General features: G+C 73.4%; 11 protein-coding genes, 1 pseudogene and 1 riboswitch. Of the genes and pseudogenes, 6 read left to right on the forward strand and 6 right to left on the reverse strand.

The annotated features are described in order from the left end of the window. Positions 1 to 1,419: pseudogene (locus ACFRMQ_RS28675) on the reverse strand (chorismate-binding protein); the annotation flags it as partial. Between the two features lie 299 nt (positions 1,420 to 1,718). On the opposite strand from ACFRMQ_RS28675, the gene ACFRMQ_RS28680 reads away from it, so the two are divergent. Together ACFRMQ_RS28680 and ACFRMQ_RS28685 are read left to right on the forward strand one after the other, a co-directional pair. Then, a complete protein-coding gene (locus tag ACFRMQ_RS28680) occupies positions 1,719 to 3,068 on the forward strand; it encodes a class II 3-deoxy-7-phosphoheptulonate synthase (protein ID WP_380733566.1) in 1,350 nt (449 codons plus the stop codon). Between the two features lie 173 nt (positions 3,069 to 3,241). Continuing rightward, a complete protein-coding gene (locus ACFRMQ_RS28685; RefSeq protein ID WP_380733567.1) occupies positions 3,242 to 3,535 on the forward strand; it encodes a bacterioferritin-associated ferredoxin in 294 nt (97 codons plus the stop codon). Positions 3,536 to 3,539: 4 nt separating this feature from the next. On the opposite strand, the gene bfr is transcribed toward ACFRMQ_RS28685, so the two are convergent. Beyond that, entirely contained in the window at positions 3,540 to 4,019 is a 480-nt protein-coding gene (gene bfr, locus ACFRMQ_RS28690; RefSeq protein WP_380733568.1) for a bacterioferritin, read from the reverse strand. A gap of 206 nt (positions 4,020 to 4,225) precedes the next feature. Here bfr and ACFRMQ_RS28695 point away from each other — a divergent pair, with 206 nt between their 5' ends. Then, the gene (locus tag ACFRMQ_RS28695) at positions 4,226 to 4,855 is read left to right on the forward strand and encodes a molybdopterin-dependent oxidoreductase (protein WP_380733569.1); all 630 of its coding nucleotides are present in this window, start codon (positions 4,226 to 4,228) and stop codon (positions 4,853 to 4,855) included. A gap of 39 nt (positions 4,856 to 4,894) precedes the next feature. Here ACFRMQ_RS28695 and pknB read toward each other — a convergent pair whose 3' ends face one another. From pknB to thiO, 4 genes are all read right to left on the reverse strand, one after another. Next, positions 4,895 to 6,673: a Stk1 family PASTA domain-containing Ser/Thr kinase gene (pknB, locus tag ACFRMQ_RS28700; RefSeq protein ID WP_380733575.1), complete on the reverse strand. Its 1,779-nt coding sequence runs from the start codon at positions 6,671 to 6,673 to the stop codon at positions 4,895 to 4,897. Positions 6,674 to 6,792: 119 nt separating this feature from the next. After that, on the reverse strand, positions 6,793 to 7,590 hold the full coding sequence (locus ACFRMQ_RS28705) for a thiazole synthase (protein ID WP_380733570.1): 798 nt from the start codon (positions 7,588 to 7,590) through the stop codon (positions 6,793 to 6,795). Between the two features lie 3 nt (positions 7,591 to 7,593). Beyond that, a complete protein-coding gene (gene thiS, locus ACFRMQ_RS28710; RefSeq protein ID WP_380733571.1) occupies positions 7,594 to 7,833 on the reverse strand; it encodes a sulfur carrier protein ThiS in 240 nt (79 codons plus the stop codon). Continuing rightward, complete coding sequence (gene thiO, locus ACFRMQ_RS28715; protein WP_380733572.1) at positions 7,830 to 9,005, reverse strand: glycine oxidase ThiO; 1,176 nt, start codon at positions 9,003 to 9,005, stop codon at positions 7,830 to 7,832. The genes thiS and thiO overlap by 4 nt, the downstream gene beginning before the upstream one ends. A 3-nt stretch (positions 9,006 to 9,008) precedes the next feature. Then, a riboswitch (TPP riboswitch) is annotated at positions 9,009 to 9,121 on the reverse strand. A gap of 236 nt (positions 9,122 to 9,357) precedes the next feature. Here thiO and ACFRMQ_RS28720 point away from each other — a divergent pair. From ACFRMQ_RS28720 to thiE, 3 genes are read left to right on the forward strand one after another with little or no spacing between them, the layout of a single operon-like run. Then, complete coding sequence (locus tag ACFRMQ_RS28720; RefSeq protein ID WP_380733573.1) at positions 9,358 to 10,566, forward strand: NAD(P)/FAD-dependent oxidoreductase; 1,209 nt, start codon at positions 9,358 to 9,360, stop codon at positions 10,564 to 10,566. Between the two features lie 42 nt (positions 10,567 to 10,608). Beyond that, on the forward strand, positions 10,609 to 10,974 hold the full coding sequence (locus ACFRMQ_RS28725; RefSeq protein WP_189915099.1) for an Rv2175c family DNA-binding protein: 366 nt from the start codon (positions 10,609 to 10,611) through the stop codon (positions 10,972 to 10,974). Beyond that, positions 10,974 to 11,624: a thiamine phosphate synthase gene (gene thiE, locus ACFRMQ_RS28730; RefSeq protein WP_380733574.1), complete on the forward strand. Its 651-nt coding sequence runs from the start codon at positions 10,974 to 10,976 to the stop codon at positions 11,622 to 11,624. Before ACFRMQ_RS28725 ends, thiE begins: the two co-directional genes overlap by 1 nt. Positions 11,625 to 11,729: the final 105 nt, after the last annotated feature.

Below are 11,729 nucleotides of genomic sequence, written 5' to 3' on the forward strand. Positions count from 1 at the left end.
GGCCACCGTCACCCGGTGGCCGAGTGAGCCGAGCAGGTGGGAGAGCATCGAGGTGAAGGTGTCCTCGCCGTCCACCACCAGGGTCGGTTCGGTCTCGGTGACCTCGGACGGCTGCTGCATCCGCAGCCAGAACGGCGCGAGGTCGGCGCGGCGGGCGTCCAGGGCGGCCTGGACCCGGGGGTCCTCGGCGAGCCGGGGCCCGACCGGGTGGGGCAGCCGGGCGGGCGCGGGCCGGGCGCCGATCGCGGTGAGCACCCCGGCGGCCTTGGCGTGGGTCTCGGCGACCTCGGACTCGGGGACGGAGTGGCGCACCAGGGTGGCGCCGACCCGGACGACCAGCCGGCCGGTGGCCGGGTCGATGTCGGCGGTGCGGATGCAGATCGGCGAGTCCAGCAGTTGCCCGCCGCTGGCGGAGCGGCCGATCAGGGCGAGCGCGCCGGAGTAGTAGCCGCGGCCCGCGGGCTCGTAGCGCTTGATCACCCGGGTGGCGTTCTCGACCGGGCTGCCCGTCACGGTCGCGGCGAACATCGTCTCGCGGAGCACCTCGCGGACGTCCAGCGAGGTGCGTCCGCGCAGCTCGTACTCGGTGTGGGCGAGGTGGGCCATCTCCTTGAGCCGGGGGCCGAGCACCTGGCCGCCGAGGTTGCCGACGGTGCACATCATCTTGAGCTCCTCGTCCACGACCATGGTGAGCTCCTCCAGCTCCTTGGGGTCGTGCAGGAAGCGGAGCAGCGAGTCGAGGTCGGAGCCGCCCGCCGGGTAGCGGTAGGTGCCGGAGATCGGGTTCATCACGACGGTGCCGCCGCTCTGCCGGACGTGCACCTCGGGGGAGGCGCCGACCAGGACCCGGTCCCCGGTGTGCACCAGGTAGGTCCAGTACGCGCCGCGCTCCTGCTCCAGCAGCCGCCGGAACAGCGTCAGCGCCAGTTCGGGGCGGAAGCCGTCCAGCGTCCCGTGGAAGTCGCGCCGGATCACGAAGTTGGCGCCCTCGCCGTTGCCGATCTCGTCCCGGATCACCCGGCGGACGATCGCCGCGTACTCCTCGTCGTCCAGGTCGAAGCCGCCCCCGGTGAGTGAGACCGGCAACTCCGGTAGGGCGGAGGTGAATTCGGCCAAAGGAAAGGTGTGCTGCTCGGCGACCGAGAGGGCCCGCAGCGGGGTCCCGTCGTCGTGCGCCGCGAAGCCCCGCTCACGGATCTGGCGGTACGGGACGAGCGCGAGCAGGTCGTGCACCGGGCCGCCGCCGGCCGGCGCGCCGCCGCGGACCGGCAGATCGGCGAGGTGCTCGTAGCTGTCGACGGTGCCCAGCAGCACCTCGACGATGTCCGGGCTGAGCCGCGGGGTGCGGCGGTGCAGCAGGGCGAAGGCGGGGGCGCCGGGGGCGGTGAGACGGGTGAGCAGATCGACAGCGGTGGCCACGGAGACGGTGTCCTTCCGGGTGGACTGGCGGGGGGAGGTACGTCCGCTCCCGGAGGGCCGTCTGCTCAGACGCCGACGGCCGCCCCGAGGGGCGGCCGTCGTGTTCATCTAGGAACGCGTCAACTGTGGGCCACCCTGGGGGGAGGCCCACCACCAGGAGTGGGTGTGGGGCGCGTGCATGGATCGAGCGTAGCGGATGCGGTGTGGCGGGTGAGGTCGGTCACGCTTTTGTCCGAGATGCATCTCATCCCTCGGGCAGTGGTCACGTGTCACTCCAGTCACCCCGTAGCCTTGGCGGTGTGACCGCTACGACTGAGACATCGAGGGCTGCCCACTCCTGGCAGTCCCTGCCCGCGGCGCAGCAGCCTGAATGGCCGGACCAAGAGGCTCTGCGCAAGACCCTTGCCGAGCTCGCGTCCTATCCCCCGCTCGTCTTCGCCGGCGAGTGCGACCAGCTGCGGGCCCGGCTCGGTGCCGTGGCGCGTGGGGAGGCCTTCCTCCTCCAGGGCGGTGACTGTGCCGAGGCGTTCGACGGTGTCTCGGCGGAGCACATCCGCAACAAGCTGAAGACGCTGCTCCAGATGGCCGCCGTGCTGACGTACGCGGCCTCGGTGCCAGTGGTGAAGGTCGGCCGCATCGCCGGCCAGTACTCCAAGCCGCGCTCCAAGTCGACCGAGACCCGCGACGGCGTGACCCTGCCGGTCTACCGCGGTGACTCGGTGAACGGCTTCGAGTTCACCACCGAGTCCCGCACCCCGGACCCGGAGCGCCTGAAGCGGATGTACAACGCGTCCGCCGCGACGCTCAACCTGGTGCGCGCGTTCACCACCGGTGGTTACGCGGACCTGCGCCAGGTGCACGCCTGGAACCAGGACTTCGTCCGCAACTCGCCGGCCGGCGAGCGCTACGAGCAGCTCGCCCGGGAGATCGACAACGCCCTGGCGTTCATGAGCGCCTGCGGCGTGGAGCCGGAGGAGTTCAAGGCCGTCGAGTTCTTCTCCTCGCACGAGGCGCTGGTGCTCGACTACGAGACCGCGCTGACCCGCGTGGACTCGCGCACCGGCGAGCTGTACGACGTCTCCGGCCACATGGTGTGGATCGGCGAGCGCACCCGGCAGCTGGACCACGCGCACATCGAGTTCGCCTCGAAGATCCGCAACCCGATCGGCGTCAAGCTCGGCCCGACCACCTCGGTGGACGACGCGCTCGCCCTGATCGAGAAGCTGGACCCGGAGCGCGAGCCCGGCCGCCTGACCTTCATCACCCGGATGGGCGCGGGCAAGATCCGCGACCACCTGCCCACCCTGGTGGAGAAGGTCACCGCCTCCGGCGCCAAGCCGGTGTGGATCTGCGACCCGATGCACGGCAACACCTTCGAGGCCTCCAGCGGGCACAAGACCCGCCGCTTCGACGACGTCCTGGACGAGGTCAAGGGCTTCTTCGAGGTGCACCGCGCGCTCGGCACCCACCCGGGCGGCATCCACGTGGAGCTGACCGGCGACGACGTCACCGAGTGTGTCGGCGGCGGCGACGAGGTCCTGGTGGACGACCTCCACCAGCGCTACGAGACGGCCTGCGACCCGCGGCTCAACCGCAGCCAGTCGCTGGACCTGGCGTTCCTGGTGGCGGAGATGTACCGGGGGCAGTGAGCCCCGGCCGGCACCGAATGTGACGAAGGCCCCTCCGGATTCGGGATTCCCGAGCCCGGAGGGGCTTCTTCGTGTCCGGATCGCCAGGTAAGGTGAGGCTTAGTGAACTAAGGCAAGCCTTAGTCAAGATCCACTCCGCTTCACCCCCGGGAGAGTCCGCGATGTACGTGTGCATGTGCCATGCGGTCACCGAGGACCAGGTGAAGCAGGCGATCGACGGCGGTGCCAGCACCCCGCGCCAGATCGCCAAGGGCTGCAAGGCCGGCACCGACTGCGGGTCCTGCGTGCGCCGGATCCAGGCGATGCTGGGCGAGCACGGCGCCCGGCCCTGCCCGACCGCCCGGCTGGCCGCGAAGCTCGGCCTCGCGGACCCGGAGGTCCCGGCGGGGGAGGGCGCTCCGGTGGTGCCGGGAGCCGCTCCGGTGGTGCCGAGGGTCGCCCCGGTGATCCCGCTGCGGGCGGCCTGAGCCCTCAGGAGTCCGGCTGCTCGATGACCTGGGCCAGGTAGAGCGCCTCGCCGAGCTTCTCCAGCAGCTCCAGCTGGGTGTCGAGGTAGTCGATGTGGTGCTCCTCGTCGGCCAGGATGTCCTCGAAGATGTTCGCCGAGGTCACGTCGTTCTTGGCCCGCATCACGACGATCCCGCGCTTGAGCCGGTCGATCGCCTCGACCTCGACCTGGCGGTCCGCCTCGAACATCTCCTTGACCGTCTGGCCGACCCGGACGTGGAACAGCCGCTGGTAGTTGGGCAGCCCGTCCAGGAACAGGATCCGGTCGGTGAGGGTCTCGGCGTGCTTCATCTCGTCGAAGGACTCGTGCCGGGTGTACTTGGCGAGCTTCGTCCAGCCGAAGTTCTCCTGCATCTTGGCGTGCAGGAAGTACTGGTTGATCGCGGTCAGCTCGGCGGTGAGCTGCTCGTTGAGGAACTCGATGACCTCGGGATCGCCCTGCATGGTGATGCCTCCTGCGTTCGTCCGGCCGTGGGCCGCGGGTCCTGCGCTGAGTCCTGCGTCTGGGCATCCTGGCACCGCTTTGGGCGGAAATTCCAGTAAGTTCACACTCACTAGGACATGTGTCGGAATATCCGATTTGGGTGGGGCGCGAATCCGCGCAAAGGGGCGCACACCGGTGCCCGCCCGCCGTCTGTCACCATGGATCCATGGGTCAGTCGAAAAACGAACCGCTTCCGCCGTCTGACCCGAGGCTCCCCCCGGGCCAGCGCGCGCAGCGCGGCTGGCCCGCCCTGCACTACGGGCCGGTGCCCCGCTTCAAACCACTGACCTGGGACCTCCAGGTGTTCGGCGCCACCGCCTCGGCGGAGAAGCACAGCTGGGACTTCGCGGCCTTCAACGCCCTGCCGCGCACCACCGTCGTCGCGGACCTGCACTGCGTGACCAAGTTCTCGGTGCTCGGCAACGAGTGGACGGGCGTGCCGGGCGCCGCCGTGCTCGACCTGGTGCCCCCGGCGCCCGGCGTCACCCACGTCATGGTCTGGGCCGAGTACGGCTACAGCGCCAACCTGCGGCTCGCCGACTTCGCCGACCCCCACACCCTGCTCGCCACCCACCGCAACGGCGAGGCGATCACCGCCGAGCACGGCTTCCCGGTCCGCCTGGTGGTGCCGCGGCTCTACGCCTGGAAGGGCCCCAAGTGGGTGCGCGCGGTGGAGTACATGCGGGCCGACCGGCGCGGCTTCTGGGAGGAGCGCGGCTACCACAACCTCGCCGACCCCTGGCGCGAACAGCGCTACTCCTACCAGGAGGAGCCCGGCGACGGGCCGCTGCGCTGACGCCCGCCGACTGACAGGGCCTGGAACGCCGGACAGGCCCTAGAACAGCGAGAACTTCACCGTCACCACGCTGCGCTGCGGCCGCCGCTCGCCCGCCGCCGGCGACTGGCCGGACGAGGTGACCGCGCCGAACACGTCCCAGCCGCTGGTCTGCATGGTGAAGCCCGCCGCCTGGAGCGTCTTCTGCGCCTCGTCCTTGCTCATCCCGGTGACGTTCGGGACGGCCACCATGCCCTTGCTGACCACCAGCGAGACCGCGCTGTTCTCCTGCAGCAGCTGCCCGGCCACGGGCGAGCTGCTGATCACCGAGCCCTCGGGCACGGTGTCGTCGTAGGTCTCGGTCACGGTGCCCTTGATCAGCTGGGCGCCGGTCAGCGCCGCGGCGGCATCGGCGGCGCTCCTGCCGGTCAGGTCCGGCACCGCGATCCGCTTGGGGCCCTTGGAGACGGTGACGGTCACGCTGTCGCTCTTGCGGGTGCGCGCGCCCACCCCCGGGTCGGTGGAGATCACCTGCCCGGCCGGGACGGACTCGCTGAACGCCTCGACGAACCTCCCGTGCAGGCCCTCCTTGTCCAGCACCCGCTGCGCCTGCGCCCGGTCGTCGCCGAGCACGCTCGGCACCGAGCCGTACAGCCCCTCGGAGATCCCGTAGGTGACGCCGCCGATCGCCAGCACCAGGGCGGTCGCCGCGGCCGCCCAGATCAGCGGCTTGCGGGGGACGCGGCGCAGCACGCTCGGCCGGCGGCGGCGCACCGGGGCCGGCTCGTCGTACGGGCGCGGCTCGGTGAGCAGCTGGTCCATCAGCTCGGCGGGCATGTCCAGCACGCTGGTGCGCTCCGTCGGCGGGGCGTCGGCGGGCCGCGGCAGCTGCTGGATCACCGAGGTCGGCTCGCTGGTCGGGTAGCGCGGGCTGGGCCGGGTGGAGGCGGGCGGCTCGGCGTCCAGCTCGGCCGGGGTGAGGGCGCGGCGGACCCGCTGGAGGGCGGCGAGCAGCTCGACCGCGTCGTACGGGCGGGCGTCGGCGGACCGGGCGCAGGCGCCGGCCACGATCGCGTCCAGGGCCGGGCCGACGGCGGGGGCGATCAGCGAGGGCGCCGGGACGTCCTCGTGCAGGTGCTTGTACATGACCTGGACGGGGTTGTCTCCGGTGTGCGGGCGGTGGCCGGTGAGCATCTCGTACAGCAGGATGCCGGACGCGTAGACGTCCACCCGCTGGTCGGTGGGGGCGTCCGGGAGGATCTGCTCGGGGGCCAGGTAGGAGACGGTGCCCATGACCGTGCCGCCGGTGGCGGTGGTGGTCGAGGTGGGGGCTCCGTCGGCGGTGCCGAGCACCCGGACCAGGCCGAAGTCGGCGACCTTGACCAGGCCGCTCTCGGTGATCAGCACGTTCTCCGGCTTGACGTCGCGGTGCACCAGCCCGGCCCGGTGGGCGGCGCCGAGCGCGGCGAGCACCGGCTCCAGGACGTCCAGCGCGGCCCGGACGGACAGCGCGCCGCGGTCGCGCAGCAGGTCGCGCAGGGTGCGGCCGGGCACGTACTCCATGGCGAGGAAGACGTGGCCCCCGTCCGCGCCCTGGTCGAAGACGTTGACCACGTTGGGGTGGGTGAGCTTGGCGACGGCCTTGGCCTCGCGGATGAAACGGGAGGTGAAGCCCTCGTCGCCGGCCAGCGAGGGGTGCATCACCTTGAGCGCGACCACCCGGTCCAGGCGGGTGTCGGTGCCCTTGTAGACGGTGGACATCCCGCCGGTGGCGATGCGCTGCTCGACCCGGTACCGGTTGTCGAGCAGGGCGCCGATCAGGGGGTCGTGCAATGCCATGTCCACCCGGTGAGTCTAGGACAGGGCCCGGTGGTGACGTGGCGGGCCGGGCCCGGAGGGCACCGCCCCCGGGCCCGGCCGCGCCCGGCCCGTGACACGCCGGGGTCCAGGTCGGGGCCTCAGAACGCCGGGTGCTCCCGGGTGTCCAGGTCGGCGCGGCCGGCCATCGCGGAGGACGCCTCGGCGTGGAAGCGGCGCGGGATGCGGCCGGCCCGGTGGGCGAGCCGGCCCGCCTCGGCGGCGTGCCGCATCGCCTCGGCCATCAGCACCGGGTCCTGAGCGCGGGTCACCGCGGAGGCCAGCATCACCGCGGAGCAGCCCAGCTCCATCGCCAGCGCGACGTCGGAGGCGGTGCCGGCACCCGCGTCCAGCACCACCGGGACGCCCGCGCCCTCCACGATCAGCTGGAAGTTGTGCGGGTTGCGGATGCCCAGGCCCGAACCGATCGGCGAGCCCAGCGGCATGATGGCCGCACAGCCGACGTCCTCCAGCTTGCGCGCCAGCACCGGGTCGTCGTTGGTGTACGGCAGCACGGTGAAGCCGTCGTCGACCAGGGTCTCGGCGGCGTCCAGCAGCTCGATCGGGTCCGGCAGCAGGGTGCGCTCGTCGGCGATCACCTCCAGCTTCACCCAGTCGGTGCCGAGCGCCTCGCGGGCCAGCCGGGCGGTCAGCACGGCCTCGCCGGCGGTGAAGCAGCCGGCCGTGTTGGGCAGCACGCGGATGCCGTTGCGGGTCAGCACGTCCAGCACGGAGCCCTGGGTGGAGGCGTCGACCCGGCGCATCGCGACGGTGGTCAGCTCGGTGCCGGAGGCGAGCAGCGCGCGCTCCAGGACCTCCAGGCTGGGGGCGCCGCCGGTGCCCATGATCAGCCGGGAGGAGAAGGTCGTCCCGGCGATGGTGAGGAGGTCGTCGGCCATGGTTCAGCCTCCCTGGACGGCGGTGAGGATCTCGATCCGGTCGTCGGCGTCCAGCACCGTCGCGGACCACGAACCGCGGGGCACCACGGCCTCGTTGAGGGCTGCGGCGACGCCGGTGGGGGCGGCGCTGACGGTGGCCACCAGCTCGGCGAGGGTGGTCGCGGCGGGCACCCGGCGGGGCTCGCCGTTGACGGTCAGGGCGATCTCGGCCGAGGCGTTCTCGGTCCGGGTGGTCTCGGTCATGCGGCGGCCTTCGTCGTGGAGCGGTCGGGGGAGAAGCGCAGTGGCGTGAACGGCCTCGCGAGCTCGGGGACCTCGCCGGTGGCCAGGTACTCGGAGACCAGGTCCGCGGTCACCGGGGTGAGCAGCACGCCGTTGCGGTAGTGGCCGGTGGCGGCGACCAGCCCGGGCAGCGAGGTCGGGCCCAGCAGCGGGGCGTTGTCCGGGGAGCCGGGGCGCAGTCCGGCCGAGGTCTCCAGCAGCGGAATCTCGGTGATCCCCGGGACCAACTCGTGGGCGTCACGCAGGAGTTCGTACACCCCGCCGGCGGTGACGGTGGTGTCGTAGCCCTGCTCCTCAGTGGTCGCGCCGACCACCAGCTCGCCGTTCTCGCGCGGCACCAGGTAGAGGTGCTGGCCGCGGACCACGGCACGGACGTTGCGGGAGAGGAACGGCCGGTAGGCCTTGGGGACGCGCAGCCGCAGCACCTGCCCCTTCACCGGGCGGATCGCGGGCAGCACCCCCTCGGGCAGGCCGGGCAGCCGGTGGCTGTACGGGCCGGCCGCGAGCACGACCCGGTCGGCGGTGACGGTCTCCGAGGTGCTCAGCCGGGCGCCGGCCGCCCGGCCGTCCTCGACCAGCAGTTCGACGGCCTCGGCACGGTGGACGGCGACGTGCGCGCGCTCGCAGGCGGCGAGCAGGGCCGTGAGCAGCCGGCGGCCGTCCACCTGGTGGTCGTTCGAGACGTGCAGGCCGCCGCGCACGCCGGGGGCGAGCATCGGCTCCAGCTTGCGGGACTCCCGGCCGGTCAGCCAGGTCGAGTCCAGGCCGAGCCGCTGGTGGAAGGCGTGCAGTTCGCGCAGTTCCTCGCGGTCGTCGGAGTCCAGCGCGACGGCGAGGGTGCCGCACCGGCGGTAGCCGGTGTCCGCGCCGCCGCTCGCCTCGGTGAGTTCGGCGGCGAAGGCCGCGTACCGCTCGTTCGAGGCCATCCCGAGGCGCAGCAGCGGCTCCTCGCCGTACTGCAGCTCGGTGACCGGGGCGAGCATTCCGGCCGCGACCCGGGCGGCGCCGCCGCCGGGGGTGGGGTCGACCACGGCCACGTGCCGCAGTCCGAGCTGGGCGGCGCGCCAGGCGACGGCGAGGCCGATGATGCCCCCGCCGATCACCAGCACGTCGGCATGGGTGCCTGAGGCCATGCGTGACAAGGCTGCTCTTCTCCCTTCGCCGGTATGACCCGGATCAGGTTCGGACGGTCGCGGGCCGTGCCAGCCCGCCTCTCAGCCCGGTACGCCGGGCTCCCGTGTGGTCATCCCACCTTAACGCCGGGGGGCGGCGCGGCCGAAGGCCCGTACGAAGGGTGGACGGGGGCGGCGGCCCGCGCCCCGCTGCCCGCGTCCCGCCCCGGGCGGCGAACCGGTCCGATCGACGGGTCCTCCGCCCGCCCTCGGCCGCGGGCCCGCCCCCTCACCACCCGGCCCGGACGTAGGCCCGAAGTAGGGGTGGGCAGGGGGCGCCGGGCCCTGGGGCGGCCGGGGGCCGCTGAGTACAGTGACGGGCGTGGCAGAGCTGAGCGGGACGGATCGGGTGGTCGTTGTCGGAGCCGGGCTGGCCGGGGCGCAGTGCGCCCTCAAGCTGCGGCAGGGCGGCTGGGAGGGGCGGATCACGCTGGTCGGGGAGGAACCGCGCGCGCCGTACGACCGGCCGCCGCTCTCCAAGGACGTCCTGCTCGGCAAGGTGGACTCCACCACCCTGGGCATCGACTACCGGGAGCTCGGCATCGAGCTGCTCACCGGCCGCCGCGCCACCGGCCTCACCCCCGGCGTGCTGCACACCGACGGCGGCGACCTCCCGTACGGCTCGCTGGTGATCGCCACCGGCGCCGTCCCGCGCGCCCTGCCCGGCGCCGAGCGCGCGCACCTGCTGCACACCCTGGACGACGCCCTGGCACTGCGCGAGCTGCTGCGCCCCGGGCTGCGGCTGGTGCTGGTCGGCGCGGGCTGGATCGGCGCCGAGGTGGCCACCGCGGCCCGCGGGGCGGGCTGCGAGGTGACGGTGGTCGAGGCCGGCCCGGCGCCGCTGCCCGGCGCGCTGCCGACCGGGCTCGGTTCGGCGATGGCCGCCTGGTACGCCGAGGCCGGGATCGACCTGCGCTGCGGCGTCGGCGTGGCCGCCGTCGAGCCCGGCGCGGTGCTGCTGGCGGACGGCTCGCACCTGCCCGCCGACGAGGTGGTGGTCGGCATCGGCGCCCGGCCCGCGACGGGCTGGCTGGCCGGCACCGGGGTCGAGCTGGACGCGACCGGCGCGGTGCTCGTGGACGGGCGGCTGCGCACCTCAGTGCCCGGCGTCTTCGCGGCCGGCGACTGCGTCAGCTACCCCTCGGCCAGGGCCGGCGCCCGACTGGCCGTCCAGCACTGGGACCACGCCCTGAAGTCCGGGGAGGCGGTGGCCGCCGCCGTCCTGGGCGCGGACGCGCCGGCCTACGACCCGGTGCCGTACTTCTGGTCGGAGCAGTTCGGTCGGATGGTCCAGTACGCCGGCCGGCACACCGAGGGCGACGAACTGCTGTGGCGCGGCGGCCCCGAGGACGCCGCCTGGTCGGTGCTCTGGCTGCGCGACGGGGTGCCGAGCGCGCTGCTGACCGTGGACCGCCCGCGTGACCTCGCCCAGGGGCGCAAGCTGATCGAGGCCGGCACCGCGCTGGACCGGGCCCGCGCGGCCGACCCCGCGGTACCGCTGAAGGCGGCCGTCGCGGGGTAGTGCCTGGTGCGCGGTGGGTCGTGGAGGTGGCAGTCTGGTGGCGTGAGTGAGATCGAAAGCAAGATTGAAGCCCTGGTCACCGACTGGATGTACCTGCCCGACATCTCGGAGCAGTGGGGGGTCCGGGTCACCGAGGTACGTGACCTGGTCAAGAACGGCGGCCTGATCGCCGTCCGGCGCGGCCCGAACAAGTCGCTCCAGGTCCCGGCCGCGTTCATCGACGGCCCGGGCCTGGTCAAGCACCTGTCCGGCACCCTGACCGTGCTGCGGGACTGCGGCTACAACGACGTGGAGATCCTGGAGTGGCTCTTCACCGAGGACCCGTCGCTGCCCGGCAGCCCGATCCAGGCGCTGCGGGAGAACCGCGGCACCGAGGTCAAGCGCCGCGCCCAGGCGATGCTGATCTGATGGCGGCGGACACGCCGCGCGCCGGGCTCGCCGACGCCCGGCTCTACCTGTGCACCGACGCCCGTCGCGAGCGGGGCGACCTCGCCGAGTTCCTGGACGCGGCGCTGGCCGGCGGGGTGGACATCGTCCAGCTGCGCGACAAGGGCCTGGAGGCCAGGCAGGAGCTGGAGGCCCTGGAGGTCTTCGCCGACGCCTGCCGCCGGCACGGCAAGCTGCTGGCCGTCAACGACCGCGCCGACGTCGCCCACGCGGCCCGGCCGGACGTGCTGCACCTCGGCCAGGACGACCTGCCGGTGCCGGCCGCCCGGGCGATCCTCGGCGAGGACGTGCTGATCGGCCGGTCCTGCCACGCCGAGTCCGAGGTGGACGCGGCGATCGCCGAGCCCGGGGTGGACTACTTCTGCACCGGCCCGGTCTGGCCGACCCCGACCAAGCCGGGCCGCCCGGCGCCGGGCCTCGGCCTGGTCTCGTACGCGGCCAAGCAGGACACCGACCGGCCGTGGTTCGCGATCGGCGGGATCGACCTCGGCAACCTGGACGAGGTGCTGGCCGCCGGTGCCCGCCGGATCGTCGTGGTGCGGGCGATCACCGCGGCGGAGGACCCGAGGGCGGCCGCCGCCGAGCTGTCCCGCCGGGTGCGCGCGGCCTGACCGCCCCGGCTCGACCACCTCGGTCCGGCCACCCCGCCGGGGCCGCCGCCGTCCGTCAGTACTTGCGGACGGTGGCGGCCTCGGCCAGCGCCAGCAGCACCGCGC

Origin of the sequence: Kitasatospora sp. NPDC056783, assembly GCF_042789895.1 — a bacterium.
Classification (GTDB): Bacteria; Actinomycetota; Actinomycetes; order Streptomycetales; family Streptomycetaceae; genus Kitasatospora.